This window comes from Rhizobium sp. AN73 (genome assembly GCF_030757975.1).
Taxonomy (GTDB): Bacteria; Pseudomonadota; Alphaproteobacteria; order Rhizobiales; family Rhizobiaceae; genus Agrobacterium; species Agrobacterium arsenijevicii.
The window spans coordinates 1,644,040-1,658,528 of sequence record NZ_JARWME010000002.1; the positions used below are offsets into that span (position 1 = coordinate 1,644,040).

The window sequence follows — 14,489 nt, forward strand, 5'->3', positions numbered from 1 at the left end:
TGTCAGAGCGGGAGAACGGCTTGCGCCGCCACTCCCAGAGGCACCGCGCGGCCGAGCTGGCGGACACGCACGGAAATGTGATCCCGCAATGCCGGGAAATCTGTGAGTTCGGCAGCAGTTGGGTACAACCAGAGGGGTTCGGAGACCTCCGCAGTGCGTCGCACGGCCTCTCCTTCCAGCACCTCCACGCGGTAACGCTCGAAAGGTTCGTCCAGCGGTATCTCGCTGGCATCCCAACCATCGGCCTCCACCCGGCCCCGGCGGGTCCAGCGCAGCAGCACGCCATCCCTCTGCCGCTCACCGGAAAGATGCGCCGGCGCAAGCGGCGTTTCGGCCCGCAAGCCGCCCTCGAAAGCGAAAGGCCCGGCAGGCGCGCCCGCGGCCAGCGCATCCTCCGTGCCGCCAAGCCCCCGCAGCAAAGCGGACAGCCGCCAGCGCGAGGGGGCAATTTCCTCGGCCCGCGCAAAAGCGATAATCTCCCACACGCCGTTCGCAGCCCTGATGGCGAGACGGTTCTCACTGTTCAACACCGCAAGCTCCTCTGCCGAGGAAAGCTCGCCGAATGGCAGGTCGATCTGGATAGTGTTTTTGCGGTCGAAACGCCCGGAGGGACCGGGTGTCATGGGAATCGCCAGCGTACCGATCATCGCGGGCCGATCGAGCACGGCTCGCTGCCGGTAACCTTCCGTACCGGGCGAAGCCGAAACGAGGATTGGCCGCCAGGGCCTTGCGAAAACGGCGATCCGCGCCGAATTTTCCGGCGCGATGCCGTCATGGCGTGGCAGGTCGAGAAACAGCACTTCCGGGGCAAAACCTTCGGCACCGCTCGCGCCGCCTGCACGCCGCTCATCCGCAGCGCCCGCAAAAGCGGAAGATGCAGCGGAAAAGGCGCGTGCCTCCACCTGCCGCACAGCACCATCCTCGATGCGGGCAACCAGAAACCGCCCTGCCGGAGCCTCCGGCAATGTCCCTTCCGGCAGGCGGATACAATCGCCGGGTTCCAGAGCGATGTCTGCGGGCGGCAGGGCAAAACGCAGGGTGCGACGTGCCTGCCTGTTGTCACGCAACAGGGCTTCAGCCGCAGCTTCCGCCGTTTCCGCCGGCAGTGCCGCGTTAAGGTCCAGCCGCATCACGCGACTACCGGCATTGTCGATGCGGCGCGACCGCACGCTTGCCTGCTCGTAGTCGAGCGCCGGGTTGAATGAGGTCAGAACGGCCTCAGTGGCGAAATCACTGTCATGGCCACGATTTTCAGACCACAGCGGCTCGTCGTCCAGATCGGCGAATACGGGAACGTCGCGGACAGGCAGAACCGCTGTATTGCGGGACCGGAAGCGCAGCGTTCCCCCGTCCTCGGCCACATCCACCTGAAACGCCGCCATCAGCGGCTCCAGCAGGTTACGCGCCGAGGTCACGTCGCCCTGCACATAACCGGTCAAATCGCCGCTGACGGCGGAGACGTCGAAAGCGGAAAAGCCGTGATCGGTCAGGATCGCGGCGATGGTATCGGCAAGCGTTGCCGTGCCCAGCCGACCGTTCAGCCAATGGCCGGTGCGCCAGTTGCCACCGTCGCTCCAGGCCGCGCCATTCTGCGGAAAGGCGGGAAAGGGCCGCGCATCCCATGTCCACATGTAGACCCGGTTTGCGTCCACCATCGCCGCATCGCCCTCACCCCTCCAACGGTCGAGATGCGCTTCCAGAAACCGCCTTTGCTGGCTATCGGCTCGGTTTCGGCGGGAAAAGTGAGGAAAAGCGTTTTCTGCCGATTTCGGATCGGGAAAGACATTCGGCCGCGTCGCACTCTTGTCGACTGCCGGACAGCCGAGTTCGGTGAACCAGATCGGTTTTGAGCCCGGCACCCACGCGGTCGGCGTTGATTTCTCTGCGCCCCTCACCCGGTCGTAGTGGGCGTTCTGCCACCAGCTTTGAAGGTCCTTATAGCGGAACACCCACGGCTTGTTCGCAAGACCATCGGTGATGGCCGTGCGCCTACGCGCGGCACGGTCCGCATCGCTGGAATAATACCAGTCAAAGCCCTCGCCCGCCGTGATGGCGCGGCGGAAGGCACTATCATCATCCGGGCCGGTCATACCATCAGGATTGCCGTTTGCGGCATCCTCGTCGCGCCAATCGGAAAGCGGCATATAGTTGTCGACGCCGATCGCATCGATATCGGGGCTTGCCCACAGCGGATCGAGATTGAAGAATACGTCGCCGGAACCGTCCGCCGGCTGATAGCCGAAATATTCGCTCCAGTCCGCGCCATAGGTGAGTTTCGTGGTTGGCCCGACAATGGCGCGCACATCGCCTGCCAGCCGCACCAGTTCCGCCACGAAAGGAAAGGTGTTGCTCCCATCGCGCAGGCTCGTCAGTCCGCGAAGCTCCGAGCCGATCAGGAAGGCATCCACCCCACCCGCCTGCGCCACCAGCGCCGCATAATGCAGCACCATGCGGCGATAACCCTCAGTGCGGTTGCAGAAAGCTGAAATCTCCGCCCGTGCGCCTGCGCTGCGGTCCGGAGAACCGGCCCTGCCGGGTGCGGGAAAACAGGTGATGCGCCCGCGCCAGCCATAGGCATCCTGCTCGCCTTTGCCGTGGGGGTCTGGCAGGCCGTTGCCGGCAGGCACATCCATCATCACGAACGGATAAAGGCAGACGCGCAGACCCCGAGCCTTGAGGTCCGCTATCGCCTGCAACATGCTTTGATCGTCAGGCGTGCCGCCATAGGCCGGGCCGCCCGCGTGATGGCTGACCAGATGCGCCTCCCCACGCGAAAGACCGGCGACGGACCATGGCGCACTCTCCCTGTCGCGGTCTGCCACCTCCACACCGGGAAGAATGCGGCATTCGCCCGCCCGCATGTCGGTGCCGAACCAGCTCACCACCAACGCCACACTTTGCAGATTGGGGCAAAGCGCCTGCAGTTCGTCGATTGCCGCCTGCCAGTCGGTCGCAGCCGTCATACCGTTGCGGTTCATGATGCGGCTTTCACCCATGCCGGTGCGTTCCGAAACCTGCGCCGTGGCGTACCCGTGCTCCGTGGCACCCGGAATGATGGTGATGGCGCGGATGGCTTTCTCCAGCCTTCCGACCGGCCGCACCACTTCGAACTGCATCAGCGGAATGCGGTTGCCATAGCTGTCGAGCGGCAGGCGTTCGAACACCACATAGGTAAGCCCGCGAAAGGTGGGCGCATTGCCAGCACCCTGTTTCGCCTCGATCAGCGGATCGGGCAATTGCGTCTCGCTGCCGGGATAAAAGCGCATCTCGATGGCGCTCAGATCCAGTTCCCGCCCGTCGGCCCAGACACGCCGCACCATGGCCGCTTCGCCCTCGCAGAGCCCGATGGCGAAGTTGGCGAAATAACGAAAGGTCTCGACCTTCTGGCCGCGATTGCCCTTGCCGCCGCGACGCTCCACCTCGACGCTTTCCTCGAAGCGCGTCGCCCAGATGAGCGTGCCGCCGATCCTCGCCGTGCCGTAAAGCCGGTTGATCGCCGCGCCCTCATCCGCCCCGGAATCCGCGCCGTCGAAAGCCGGGCACCCGACACCGTCCGGCCGCTGGAAAGCAGCGCGCGATCAACGGCATTGCCCGTCAGCGCGCCCGCCGCCCCACCGATGATGGCGCCCACGGGGCCGAAAATACCGCCGAGTGCTGCACCCGCCGCCTGGAAAATGATGGTCGCCATAATCGCCTCGGAAAATATTAGGGTTCGGGAAAACGGAAAACGCCGGCAATACGCCGCTTCCAGCCGGGCACCAGTGCAGAGCGCACCACCGCCGCCTGCTCATAGGCGTGGATGAAATGCCGCGGCCCGGCGAGAATGCCAAGATGTTTCGCCGCCGCATCAGCCCGCCAGCGGAACAGCAACAGGTCACCGGGCTTTGCCTCGTCCATATCAGGCACCGCCGAAAAATGACGCTTCGCGGCCGCCAGCAGCCGATCCTCGCTGCCGCTTTCGGCCCAATCAGGCGCATAGGGTGGCGGCAGTTCCGGTTCCTCGCCGTAAAGCGCGCGCCAGATGCCCCTGACGAGGCCGAGGCAATCGCAGCCGACGCCCTGCAACGACGCCTGATGCCGATAGGGTGTGCCGATCCAGCCTTGCGCCAGCGTCAGCACTCTTTCTGCTGTATCGCTCATGGAAACAACGCCTTGCCGTCATGGGTCTCGCCACCGCTGGCGTAGGAATAGGCGAAATCCGCCCCCGGCAGATGCGGAAAGCCGCGAAAATTCGGGTGATTGGCGAATTTCGCCTTGCAGGTCGCAAAACTCTTGTCGCAACCGGCGGTGACGGAAAAGGTGTCACCCGGTTTGGACGATTGTTCCGGGGCCAGCCAGAAGGACAGAAGCGTGCCGCTGTCGCGTTTCTCGTGTCCGTCGAGATCGAAACTCTTGCCGGTAAGCCCGCCGGTCAAAAACCGCAATTTTCCCCGGCTGAAGAAACCATCCGCGAAAGCATCAAGCCCCACCGCCAGCAGGTTGCCCACCGCATCCACGCCCGCAACGCTGCCGCTACCGGTAAACCGCGCCAGATCGACGCCGCACCTCCGGTCACCAAGGGCGGCATCGCACCGCCGTCCATAAACCCTGCCCTGCGGCTGGGAGAGACGATGGGCGATGCTGCGCAGCTCGGCGCGAAACGCCCCGCCCGCCCGCGTCACCTCACCGATTTCGCGCATGTTCAGCAGCACATGTTGTTCCGGTGCCTGCCAGTTGACCAAAAACAGTTCCACCTTCGCGCCATCAAAACGCCCGGCGGCTAGATCGCTTTCCGAAATCGCCTCGCTGGAAAAGCCGCCCGTCACCTCCCCGGCACTAGCGCCCAGCCCAGCCTCGCTGTCGCTGTCGCTTGCCCCGAAGCCACTTGCGGCCAAATAGGTCGTGCCGGCGAAGGAAAGCGTCTCGTCATGGTCGGTAAAACCGATCACCACGCCATCCTTCAACGTCACCTTCCAGCAATGGCAGGTGGTCGTGGCGTCTCCGCTCAGATGTTCCGCAAGGGTAGCAGCAATGGTCTTCATGGCAGGACTTCCATCAGCGGAATGGAGGGAATTCGGCCCGCCTCGAAGGCGGTGAGGTTCACGTCGATGCGGTCGATTGCAAACCGCACCGGCACGTCGAATTCGAAACCGGCGCGGATGATCACCCCCGCAGGCGGCACCTGTCCGGTGCGAAACGTCACCATGCCGGTTGCGTGATCGACGGAAAAATCCGGCAGCGAAACTCTGACCCCGTCGAGAGAGACGACGACCGAACCTTCGACCGGCTTCTCCACCCGCCGGGTGAAGGAACCGCCCGTATCTGCATAGGTCTTCACCAGTTGGAAACCCACCGTCGTGCCGTCGCCGGTGCCGATCTTCTGGTCGGTCGCAGCGGGTGCCTCGCCCGGCGGGCAGGATTTGAAATCCACCGGATCACGGAACCGAAAGCCGTAAAGCTCACCACGCCGCGCCTCGAAAAAGGAAAGTACCTCGTAAAGATCGCCGACGGAGCGGATGCCGGATCCCGCATCATAGGCGCGTCTGGCATTCTTCCAGCGCTGGTTGCGGTTTTCCCGTCCGTTGGAAAGGTTGACGATATCGGTTCGCCTCACCGGCCCGCCGCTCGTGCCGAGCGCCAGCCGCAGCGGAAACCGCACTTCATGAAATGCCGCCATGTCGTTGTTCCTGGATTCTTTTTGCTACATCAAGGGAATGGCCGGGAAGGTCGGCCGAAAGCCACGACAAAGGGCCGAGGCCACTCCGCAGTCATCCTCGCCCTTGAGGCGAGGATCCATCGACCGTCGAAGGAGTGGATCCTCGGGTCAGGCCCGAGGATGACCGGAGTTTGGCGAGGGTTTCCCACTCAACGTGAAAGCTAGCCCATCTCGCTCCCGCCGAAGGACTCTCGGCAGGCTCACAAGCCGCGCTGGCCGCGCCCAACGCTGCGCGCCAGCATGGCCGCGATCTGGCCTTCGCTTTTCCTGAAGCTCGTCGCATCCGTCGCAGTGACGTTGAACACGATCTGCGCACCGCCCCCGCCCGCCGGTGCGGCAACACCCAGCGCCCCATCCGAACCGCGTTTCAGCGGCAGGATCGCTTCCGCGCCCGCCTCGCCCATCAGGCCAAGCCCGCCACCCATCGGGAAAAAAGATGGACTGGAGACAACGCCGCCATCCGCAAAGGGCGTGATGCTGCGCGCCGGCATGCCGCCATCGGCGAAGGCGAAGAGTGAACCGCCACCGTTCAAAAGCCCACCGACGGCATTGCCGATCATGTTCTCGAGCGGCTTCAGACCGGCGGAAAGCGCAATGCCGGACAGCCGTTCCCCCAGCCCGCGCAACACATCGTCCAGCCCCTTGCCGCCGGTCATCGCCGCCTGCATGGCGGAGGTCAGCGCCGCCCCGAACCGCTCGGAACGCCGCTCGAGATCGCCCATCACGTCCACGAGCGCTTCCGCCTCCTCGCGGCTATCCGCAATCGATCTATCGCCTGCCATCGCGCTTGCCTTTCTGATTCAAAACGGAGTCGTAGCTGTTTGAATTACCTCGTCGTTTTCACGAATGCGAAAACCCAATTCACCCATCCGGAAACCGCCGCATCATCGCCTCCATTGCCTGACGGTCGAGCGTGCGGAAGAAGGCGCGTGTGCCGCCCGTCATCGCGAAGAATTCCCTTGGCGTCAGCCGCCAGAAGGTTTCGGAAGAAAGCCGCAGCAGGCCGAAGCCGGTGTGTATCACCGCTTCCCAAGGAAACGGACGCGGTGTGCCATCGCCCGCCTCGCCTGCTGCGGCGCTCAAGGGTCCGGCGGGGTTTGCCCCCTTGCACCGGCGAAAGTGGCGGTCAGAAGATCGGCGACTATGGCAACGTGGCCGGCAATGCCGCCTTCCACGGTGGCAGCGGCCACATCCTCATCGGAAAACACATTGCCGGCGCCGCGCAGGCCAGCGCCGATGACGCGGATCATGTCGGCGGCCTTCATGCGCCCGCTTGCGAAACGTTCGGCGAGCGCGGTGAGATCATCGGCCTGAAAGGCGGTTTCGAGTTCGGCGAGAGCGCCGAGCGTCAGGCAGAGAATACGCCTTTCCCCGTCGATCAAAGCCTCGATCTCGCCGCGATGGCGGTTGGCCCGTCCGTAACGCAGTCCTTGCGGCATCACAGTGCTCCGAAATTGAGGAGGCCTGCCGATTCCAGCGCGGTCTCGAATTGCACCTCGCCATCGTGGCGGCCGGAATATTCGAGTGCGACGATCTGGAACGGCCCGGTGATCGTACCGAAATCGGGAATGACGATCTGCCAGCCGGGAATGGAGCCGGCGAAAAAAGCACCGCGCACCAGCGCGTCGCTCGCCTGATCCTTGAAGATGCCGGAGGCCGTCAGCGATGCCCGCTGCACGCCGGCACCGGCCAGAAGCTCACGCCAGCGCCCGGCGCTTTCGCCGTCGGTTATGTCGACGGCCTGCGCGTTAAAGGCCAGCCGCTTGGTTCTGAGCCCCGCCACGGTCACGTAGGAGCCGGCATTGTTGATCTTCAGCAGCAGGTCCTTGCCCTTCTGCGCTACCATGTTGTTTCCTTTCATCTCGATTGCTGTTGCGGGGGTGCGGCGGGCCTGCTACGAAATGGCTTCCCGCACCTCGCACCCCGCGATCTCACCATGTCCGACGCCGCCTCAATGACGTCCCGCGTGCGCCTTATCGGCGTGCTGGCGCTTGGGCAGATCGTCAGCTGGGGCAGCGGTTTCGATATGCTGGCCATTCTGGCGCCACGGATCGGCGGCGAACTGGCGATCGGCAACGAGATCGTTTTTGCCGGCCTCACCATCATGATGCTGATCAGCGCGCTTTGCGGCCCGCTGCTGGGAAGAATGCTCGTCCGTCGCGGTGCGGCACCCGTGCTGGTGGCCGGTTCGGCGCTATTTGCCGCCGGCTTTGCCGTGCTCGCCTTTTCGGGCAATGTCACAAGTTATCTTTTCGGCTGGGGCGTGATGGGTTTGGCCGCAACCTGCGGGTTGACGACGGCTGCACATACCGCTGTGGTGGAGCGTGTGGGCGCGGAAAGCGGCCGGTTGCTGACGCTTCTGATGCTGTTCACCGGGCTTTCGGGGGCGGTTTTCCTGCCGGTCACCGCACTTGCGGAACAGCATCTCGGCTGGCGCGGCACACTTCTGCTCTATGCCTGTCTGCAGATCTTCGTCCTTCTGCCACTCTATCTCTTCGTTCTTCCCGCCCGTCCGGCCCGCAAGGAAACAAAGCGGCAGAAAGCCGACGCCCTTTCGTCCTCGCCCGTTGATACACGCCGGGCTTTTCTGCTTCTGGCGGCGATGACGACGATCAGCGCGTTTACGACCTTCGGCCTGTCACCGCTGCTGCCGCTGCTGCTCGTCCAGGCGGGCGCAACGCAATCGCTTGCCGTGCAGCTGGCATCGGCGCGCAGCCTGCTGGCAATTACGGCGCGCGGGCTGGATTTCCTGCTGGGGAAACGTGGCAACCCCTTCGTCACCGCCATGATCGGCTTCGGTCTTCTGCTGCTGTCGCTGCTGCTCTTGCTTGGTTTTGCCCCGGCCATGCCGGCTTTCATCGGCTTCATCGTTCTTTTCGGTTTCGGCGCCGGCGTGCTCACCGTCAGCCGTGCCGTGCTGCCACTGGCGGTATTTTCCCCGGAGGAATATGGGCTGCAGGCCGCGCGCATCTCCCTGCCGCAGAACCTCGCCATTGCCGTTGCACCTGTTATTTTCACGCTGGCGCTCGACCGCGGCGGGGTGGCGGCCATGCTTGGTATTGCCGCCGTGCTGATCGCCATTTCGTTTATGCTCCTGATCTTCCTATGGAAAACCGTGCGCAGACAGGGGTCCTGAAGCACGATTATTCCGTCACCGCCCTCACACGCATCTCGGCGATGAAATTCCGCGTCTTCGCCTCGCGCCGCGAACGGCTGGAAAGAAGGTGCAGATTGACGAGCGAAACACCGGCGAGCGATAGCGACGCATCGTCGAGCAGGCTCGTCACCCGAGCGGTGATCTCGCCCGCGCGTTTGCGGCCATTGGCATCGCTCCAGATTTCCAGCGTCAGAAAATGCTCCTCGGCCTTTTCCGTCGCGGTCGAATAGTCGCGGCTTTCAAGGTCGCCGATGACGATCAAGGGCAAGACGGCGCGCGGCAGAAGCCGGTCGGCGATGCCGCCGGGGGTGAGCGCCACCAGCGCGGCGTCCCCGGCAAGCCTTGCGAAAATCGCCTGCAGAAGCGGGTTTGCGGCACTCACGGGCTTTCCTCCTCGCAGCGGCAGACGATGAAACGGCGGGTCTCGTCCGGGTCCATTACCGTCCGGATTGCCAGAACGCGCCGGTCATTGCGGAAGCGCATGCCGGCGTTGATGTCACCGCGCCAGGCCAACCAGACACGGTGAGTTATCGTCACGCCCTCGGCCGAGGCCCGCTCATGGGAGGCATTCGAGACCGGCTCGATTGCCGCCCAGAGCGAACGCAGGAAATCCCAGCTTTCCGCAGCACCGCCCTGCCCGTCCGGCGTCTCGGTACGCACTTCCAGCTCCAGCCGCGCCGTCAGCTTGCCGGGGTCGAGAAAAACGAGGTTCATGGCTTAAAGCCCCACGCGGCAGAAGGGCGACACCAGCCGCTCGTAACCGGCAGGAACGCCCGCCGGCTGATTTTCCAGAGCAACGGCACCACGAAAGGCGAACATCTGCGCCACATGCATCAGCATGGCGCGTTTCAGCGTGTCGGGCACATCCGTTCCCGCCTCACCATAACCGGCGATGAAGTCGATCTCGATGCCGTTCATCGTCCGTCCGGGGGCCGGCGGATTGCGCAGCCACAACCGCGCCGGACGCGCCTCGCCGTCGAGCAATTTGTCAGCAGCAGTAATGTCGGTTGAGCGCCCTTGACCATCAAAAACCAGAATCGTTTCGATGGTTTGCACCGGTCCCTTGCCAATCGGAATCACGTCGCTTGGCGGCCATCGGTCGAGATAAAGCCGCCATGTCTGGCGGATCAAGCAAAGGCCGGTGGTGCGTTCCAGATGCTCGCGGGCCGTGCGGATCAACGCGACAAGAAGCGCGTCCTCGTCACCGCTGTCGAGACGCAGATGCGCCTTGACCTCGGCAAGCGTCAGCGGCTCCGCCTGCGGCGGATGAATGAGGGCATAGGTCATGGGGTCTCCGGAGATGGGGGCAGAAAGAATTCCGACCCAAAGCATTTGGCGAAAATGTTGCATCCGCACTCCGTCACCCCGGACTAGATCCGGGGTGACGGAGAGGATGGGTGTCAATTCACCCCGAACTTCACCAGCTTGATCGCCTCGAAGTTCTGCACGCCACCGCCCACACGTTTGGTGGTGTAGAACAGCACATAGGGTTTTGCCGAATAGGGATCGCGCAGGATGCGCACGCCGGTGCGGTCGACGACGAGATAACCGGCGCGGAAATCGCCGAAGGCGATGGCGAAGCTGTTTGCCGCCACGTTCGGCATGTCTTCGGCCTCCGTTACCGGAAAGCCCATCAGCGAGGCGGGCTGACCGGCAGCGGCTGGCGGATGCCACAGATAGGCGCCGTTGGTGTCCTTGAAGCGGCGCAGCGCCGCTTGCGTCTTGCGGTTCATCATGAAGTTGCCGTTCTGGCGGTGGCCGGCCTTCAACGAATAGATGGCATCGATCAGCATATCCATCGGTCCCGCGGAGGCAAAACCGCCCGCAACACCGGTTGAGACATAACCGATATTGCCCCAGCTCCAGTCGCCGTTGGCGACGGCCGTATAGGAAAGGAAACCCTTCGGCTTGTTGACGCCGTCGCCGGCGATGAAGGCAGCGGCCTCCTGTTCGGCAAAGGCGGTGTCCACTTCCGAGGCGATCCAGGCCTCGATATCGACCGCCGCATCATCCAGCAGCCCCTGGGTTGCGGCGGGCATGGCATAGAGTTCCATGGTCGGGAAGGAAAGCTCGGCCAGCTGCGGCGTCGCCGTCTGCGGGCGGGCCGCCGTTTCGGCAACCCAGCCGGTCGCAAGTCCGCCGGGCGAAAACGGCTTCTTCAGCACGGTGGTGGAAACCTGCCGCACGGTTGCCAGCGCCCGGATCGGCGAAATCGCTGTCATGCGGCGGCCGATCTCGCCATCCGTTTCGGTCGGCAAGAGATAACCGCCATCGGCACCGCTTGATCCGGCGAACGCCTTGGCCTCCAGATCGCGCAGCGCGCCCTCCTCACCGCGGCGGATATAGGCCTCGAAAGCGGCCTTATGCTCGTCCGTATCGAGGGAAAGTGCCTCCCTGCGGCCAAGTGCCGGACGCGCCTTCTTGAGCGCCAGATCGTCCATGACCCTGCGGTTGTCGTCGAGCGCTTTGTCGATGCGGTCGAGCTTGTCGCGGGTCACGACGTCGGAGCCCATTTTGCGCTCGATATCGGAAAGCCGCTGGTCGTTGGTGTCGCGGAAGGCCTCGAAGGCCTCCATGAATTCGTCGAAGGCCGCCGTCATCGTATCGGGCACGGCCTTCACCTGCGGCGCAACCGTCATTGCGGCCGGTTTTGTCATCTGCTCTGTCATGTCGCCATCCTTGTGTCGGAAGTGGTTGTCGGAAAGTCAGCGTTTGAAAGCTGTGTCGAAAAGCGAGCGCGCGGCGCGGCGCATGGTGCGCACCAGTTCGGTCTCGCGGTCGCGGAAGAAGCGGGCATGTTTGACATCCGAAACCCGCGCGGACGGCAGCATCGGAAAGGTCACGACCGAGATTTCCCAGAGGTCGGCTTCGAGAATGCGCCTGACGCCGGCACGTTCGGCCTTGCCGGAGCGTACCGTGCGGAAACCGATCGACAGCCCGTCCAGTGCGCCCGTCTTCATCAGCGAATGCACCTCGCGGGAGCGGGCGACGCCGGGGGCAAGAACTCCCTCGACATAAAGCCCGCGCTCGTCCTCGCGGATCGTGCGCCATGCGCCGATAGGTTCGGCCGGGTCGTGCTGGTAGAGCATGCGGATACCACCCGCACCGCGCTCCTCGATGGAGCGGTGGAAAGCGCCGCGCTCGATCACGTCGCGGCCAAGATCGACCTCGCCGAAGACGCTGGCATAACCGGAAAACGTGCCGTCCCCGGATATGCCGCGCAGTTCCAGATTGGCGAATTTGCGCGTGGCGGGACGCGGCCCGCGATAGACGTGCATGGGAAACTCCTGCGATGTGAAGGAAAAGCGAGGCTTTGCGGCCTTAGGTGCGTGGACGGGCGTTGTAACGGTCGGCCACGCGCACCAGAAGGCCAAGCCCCCACCAGGCCACCATGCTGGCGGCGGCCGAACCCGCCACCATGATTTCCCGGCCGGAAAGCGCACCGGCGATTTCGAGCTGCTGCACGATCCACAGGCCCACCGGCCCGCCGAAGATCATGCCGCAGGACACGCCGGTGACAAAACGGCTGGCCGCTTCGCGTTTGCTTTTTGGCAGCAGATAAACGAGCGACACACCCGCGCCTGCCACGGCACCGGTGATGCGGGCGGCCCAGATGCCGCTTTCATTGGCGAATTCAGACATGGGTAATCATTCCGGTTTAGGATGTGAGACATCGGACGGACGCGCCGCGTCGCCCGCAGGTGAGTTGCGCTGTTTCAAAACGCCATTTCGCGAGTCTTCAGAATCGCTTGGCGGCAAGCCCTCACAAAACGATTCCGCTGGTTCATAAATTGGTCGAAGAGCCGACCCGGTGGTCAGGGCGAAGCACCTAGTACCCCACCGCCTCCCGCTTTTCCTCGTCGGTCAGAAACGAAGCCGCGCCGATCCGTGTCCACAGTGCGTCCCGCTCGCCCGCAAGCCCGGCGATCCTGTCGAGATCCGGTTCCAACCGTAACGTCGCCCCGAAGATTGGCGAGAGCCAACCGCAGAGCCGTGCCGCCGTGCGGTTAACGAGCGGCAGCACGGTGAGACGATAAAAGGCGCGGTTGGCCTCCTGATAATTGGCATAGGTGTTGTCGCCGGGGATGCCGATCAGCATCGGCGGCACGCCGAGTGCGAGCGCTATATCGCGCGCCGCACCGTTACGTGCCTCCAGAAAATCCATGTCGCGTGGCGAAAGCCCCATGGCCTTCCAGTCTAGCCCGCCTTCCAGAAGAAGCGGACGTCCGGCATTCATCGCGCCCTGATAACCTTCCTCCAGCTCGCGTTTGAGCCGCTCATATTGCTCGGTGGAGAGATTGCCGCCCTCTTTCGGCTGGTAGACCAGCGCGCCGGAAGGCCGGGCGGAATTGTCGAGCAGGCGCTTGTTCCACTGACTCGCGGCGTTGTGCAGATCGAGAGCAGCACCCGCAGAAGCAAGCGGCGCAAACCCTGTGCGATCGTCCAGCGGGTGGAAAAGCTTCAGGTGCAAAAGCCCCAACCCGTCACGGTCAGCGGCGATGCGCCTGACGGCGCGACCCTCGGCGCGGTAGTCAAAGCCCACCGGCCAACCATCCGCACCCTCGATGATGCTCACCCGGTCGGGCCGCAGAAGGTGCAATTCGCGCAACCGCCCGCCGATCATCAGCGGCTCGATATAAGCGTTTCCGGCAAGCATCAGATGGCCATAAAGCGCCTCGAAGAAATCCGGCCCGCCCATATGGGCGCTCGGTTTGGCCAGAAGCGCCAGCAGCGGATGATCGCCGATCTCCTCATCGCCATCGTAAAGCAGCCAGCTGACCGATGCAGACGCTTCCGCCACCATGCGGGCGGCGCGGTGCGCCACCGGATTTTTCATGAAGCCTTCGCGGGCAAGTGCCGCATAGGAACGGCCGGACCAGAAGGCCTGCCCGCCCTGCATCGACATCGCCATGAAGCCGCCGGCCATTTTCTGGCTTTCAGGCACGGCTTTGCCATCCGCCGGGCGCTTGCGCGGCAGGGAAAACGGAAATCGCATGGAGTTGTTCTTGTTTTGCCGCCGTGCGGCGGCGTGTCGGGGAAAGCGGTGTCTCAGGTTTCCAGCAACAGGATAAGGGCGCGTCCGCGTCCCCAGACCGCTGACAAAACCCTGAACCCCCTCCTCCGTCATGCTCGGGCCTGTCCCGAGTATCTGCAACGTCTCGATTTTATTGGACGTGATTAGATCCTTGGGACAAGCCCAAGGATGACGTCGAGTGTAGGGCCATGCTGTCCTCACACTGAAGGCGCTATAGCCTCCCCCCGACTTCGGCGAAACGAAACGCTTACCGGATCGGCGCTTTTACCGCCGTATCGCTGTTGAAATCAGCGGCCACGCGGGTCTCGCGCAGGGGCTTCACGGTACGGGTCGAAAGATCATAGGCGGGGTCGGCTTTGTAGGCGGCCAGCGCCGCTTCGTTTTCAAACTCGCCATAGACGATGAAATCGACCGAATTGCCCCATTGGTCCTTCTTCACGTTCTCACCGATTTCCAGCTTCAGCGAATGTGGAATGGCGGTCAGCCCGGAAAGCCCCTTGCGCACGGCGTCGCGGTTTTCCTCGGGAACGGTGAAAAAAACGATATGGCGGATCACGGTGTCACCTGTCATGCAAAATTCGAATATGGCCTTTGCGGCGCTT

16 protein-coding genes and 1 pseudogene are annotated in these 14,489 nt (G+C 63.6%); 1 reads left to right on the forward strand and 16 read right to left on the reverse strand.

Features of this window, described 5'->3' with window-relative positions:
* Positions 1 to 2: 2 nt before the first annotated feature.
* The 8 genes and pseudogenes from RBH10_RS18030 to RBH10_RS18065 form a co-directional block, all read right to left on the reverse strand.
* Positions 3 to 3,688: pseudogene (locus RBH10_RS18030) on the reverse strand (glycoside hydrolase/phage tail family protein).
* Between the two features lie 17 nt (positions 3,689 to 3,705).
* Positions 3,706 to 4,140 (reverse strand): NlpC/P60 family protein, encoded by a 435-nt coding sequence (locus RBH10_RS18035; protein ID WP_281036272.1) that lies wholly within the window; start codon positions 4,138 to 4,140, stop codon positions 3,706 to 3,708.
* Positions 4,137 to 5,021, reverse strand: a complete 885-nt coding sequence (locus RBH10_RS18040; protein ID WP_281036271.1) for a DUF2163 domain-containing protein — start codon at positions 5,019 to 5,021, stop codon at positions 4,137 to 4,139. The genes RBH10_RS18035 and RBH10_RS18040 overlap by 4 nt, the downstream gene beginning before the upstream one ends.
* Positions 5,018 to 5,656, reverse strand: a complete 639-nt coding sequence (locus RBH10_RS18045) for a TIGR02217 family protein (protein ID WP_281036270.1) — start codon at positions 5,654 to 5,656, stop codon at positions 5,018 to 5,020. The genes RBH10_RS18040 and RBH10_RS18045 overlap by 4 nt, the downstream gene beginning before the upstream one ends.
* Before the next feature lie 239 nt (positions 5,657 to 5,895).
* Positions 5,896 to 6,477 (reverse strand): phage tail tape measure protein, encoded by a 582-nt coding sequence (locus RBH10_RS18050; protein WP_281036269.1) that lies wholly within the window; start codon positions 6,475 to 6,477, stop codon positions 5,896 to 5,898.
* Between the two features lie 79 nt (positions 6,478 to 6,556).
* Positions 6,557 to 6,778 carry a rcc01693 family protein gene (locus RBH10_RS18055; RefSeq protein ID WP_281036268.1) on the reverse strand — a complete coding sequence of 74 codons (222 nt, stop codon included), beginning with the start codon at positions 6,776 to 6,778 and terminating at the stop codon, positions 6,557 to 6,559.
* Positions 6,775 to 7,134: a gene transfer agent family protein gene (locus RBH10_RS18060; protein ID WP_281036267.1), complete on the reverse strand. Its 360-nt coding sequence runs from the start codon at positions 7,132 to 7,134 to the stop codon at positions 6,775 to 6,777. Before RBH10_RS18060 ends, RBH10_RS18055 begins: the two co-directional genes overlap by 4 nt.
* Complete coding sequence (locus RBH10_RS18065; RefSeq protein ID WP_045022846.1) at positions 7,134 to 7,541, reverse strand: phage major tail protein, TP901-1 family; 408 nt, start codon at positions 7,539 to 7,541, stop codon at positions 7,134 to 7,136. Before RBH10_RS18065 ends, RBH10_RS18060 begins: the two co-directional genes overlap by 1 nt.
* Positions 7,542 to 7,631: 90 nt before the next feature.
* On the opposite strand from RBH10_RS18065, the gene RBH10_RS18070 reads away from it, so the two are divergent.
* A complete protein-coding gene (locus RBH10_RS18070) occupies positions 7,632 to 8,831 on the forward strand; it encodes an MFS transporter (RefSeq protein ID WP_281036266.1) in 1,200 nt (399 codons plus the stop codon).
* A gap of 7 nt (positions 8,832 to 8,838) precedes the next feature.
* Here RBH10_RS18070 and RBH10_RS18075 read toward each other — a convergent pair whose 3' ends face one another.
* The 8 genes from RBH10_RS18075 to RBH10_RS18110 all read right to left on the reverse strand — a co-directional run bounded on the left by RBH10_RS18075 (position 8,839) and on the right by RBH10_RS18110 (position 14,458).
* A complete protein-coding gene (locus RBH10_RS18075) occupies positions 8,839 to 9,234 on the reverse strand; it encodes a DUF3168 domain-containing protein (protein WP_281036265.1) in 396 nt (131 codons plus the stop codon).
* The gene (locus tag RBH10_RS18080; RefSeq protein ID WP_281036264.1) at positions 9,231 to 9,566 is read right to left on the reverse strand and encodes a phage head closure protein; all 336 of its coding nucleotides are present in this window, start codon (positions 9,564 to 9,566) and stop codon (positions 9,231 to 9,233) included. Before RBH10_RS18080 ends, RBH10_RS18075 begins: the two co-directional genes overlap by 4 nt.
* Before the next feature lie 3 nt (positions 9,567 to 9,569).
* On the reverse strand, positions 9,570 to 10,139 hold the full coding sequence (locus RBH10_RS18085) for a head-tail connector protein (protein ID WP_281036263.1): 570 nt from the start codon (positions 10,137 to 10,139) through the stop codon (positions 9,570 to 9,572).
* Between the two features lie 113 nt (positions 10,140 to 10,252).
* The gene (locus RBH10_RS18090; RefSeq protein ID WP_281036262.1) at positions 10,253 to 11,521 is read right to left on the reverse strand and encodes a phage major capsid protein; all 1,269 of its coding nucleotides are present in this window, start codon (positions 11,519 to 11,521) and stop codon (positions 10,253 to 10,255) included.
* 36 nt (positions 11,522 to 11,557) lie between these two features.
* Positions 11,558 to 12,130 (reverse strand): HK97 family phage prohead protease, encoded by a 573-nt coding sequence (locus tag RBH10_RS18095; RefSeq protein WP_281036261.1) that lies wholly within the window; start codon positions 12,128 to 12,130, stop codon positions 11,558 to 11,560.
* Between the two features lie 43 nt (positions 12,131 to 12,173).
* Complete coding sequence (locus RBH10_RS18100) at positions 12,174 to 12,494, reverse strand: DUF6107 family protein (protein ID WP_045022819.1); 321 nt, start codon at positions 12,492 to 12,494, stop codon at positions 12,174 to 12,176.
* Positions 12,495 to 12,681: 187 nt separating this feature from the next.
* The gene (locus RBH10_RS18105; RefSeq protein WP_281036260.1) at positions 12,682 to 13,848 is read right to left on the reverse strand and encodes a phage portal protein; all 1,167 of its coding nucleotides are present in this window, start codon (positions 13,846 to 13,848) and stop codon (positions 12,682 to 12,684) included.
* 286 nt (positions 13,849 to 14,134) lie between these two features.
* Positions 14,135 to 14,458, reverse strand: coding sequence for a Dabb family protein (locus RBH10_RS18110; protein WP_003512096.1), 324 nt, complete (start codon positions 14,456 to 14,458; stop codon positions 14,135 to 14,137).
* Positions 14,459 to 14,489 lie beyond the last annotated feature (31 nt).

Coding starts and splice junctions, on each gene's coding strand:
- RBH10_RS18035 (WP_281036272.1), bottom strand. CDS start 4,140: ATGAGCGATACAGCAGAAAGAGTGCTGACGCTGGCGCAAGGCTGGATC.
- RBH10_RS18040 (WP_281036271.1), bottom strand. CDS start 5,021: ATGAAGACCATTGCTGCTACCCTTGCGGAACATCTGAGCGGAGACGCC.
- RBH10_RS18045 (WP_281036270.1), bottom strand. CDS start 5,656: ATGGCGGCATTTCATGAAGTGCGGTTTCCGCTGCGGCTGGCGCTCGGC.
- RBH10_RS18050 (WP_281036269.1), bottom strand. CDS start 6,477: ATGGCAGGCGATAGATCGATTGCGGATAGCCGCGAGGAGGCGGAAGCG.
- RBH10_RS18060 (WP_281036267.1), bottom strand. CDS start 7,134: ATGCCGCAAGGACTGCGTTACGGACGGGCCAACCGCCATCGCGGCGAG.
- RBH10_RS18065 (WP_045022846.1), bottom strand. CDS start 7,541: ATGGTAGCGCAGAAGGGCAAGGACCTGCTGCTGAAGATCAACAATGCC.
- RBH10_RS18070 (WP_281036266.1), top strand. CDS start 7,632: ATGTCCGACGCCGCCTCAATGACGTCCCGCGTGCGCCTTATCGGCGTG.
- RBH10_RS18080 (WP_281036264.1), bottom strand. CDS start 9,566: ATGAACCTCGTTTTTCTCGACCCCGGCAAGCTGACGGCGCGGCTGGAG.
- RBH10_RS18085 (WP_281036263.1), bottom strand. CDS start 10,139: ATGACCTATGCCCTCATTCATCCGCCGCAGGCGGAGCCGCTGACGCTT.
- RBH10_RS18090 (WP_281036262.1), bottom strand. CDS start 11,521: ATGACAGAGCAGATGACAAAACCGGCCGCAATGACGGTTGCGCCGCAG.
- RBH10_RS18095 (WP_281036261.1), bottom strand. CDS start 12,130: ATGCACGTCTATCGCGGGCCGCGTCCCGCCACGCGCAAATTCGCCAAT.
- RBH10_RS18100 (WP_045022819.1), bottom strand. CDS start 12,494: ATGTCTGAATTCGCCAATGAAAGCGGCATCTGGGCCGCCCGCATCACC.
- RBH10_RS18105 (WP_281036260.1), bottom strand. CDS start 13,848: ATGCGATTTCCGTTTTCCCTGCCGCGCAAGCGCCCGGCGGATGGCAAA.
- RBH10_RS18110 (WP_003512096.1), bottom strand. CDS start 14,458: ATGACAGGTGACACCGTGATCCGCCATATCGTTTTTTTCACCGTTCCC.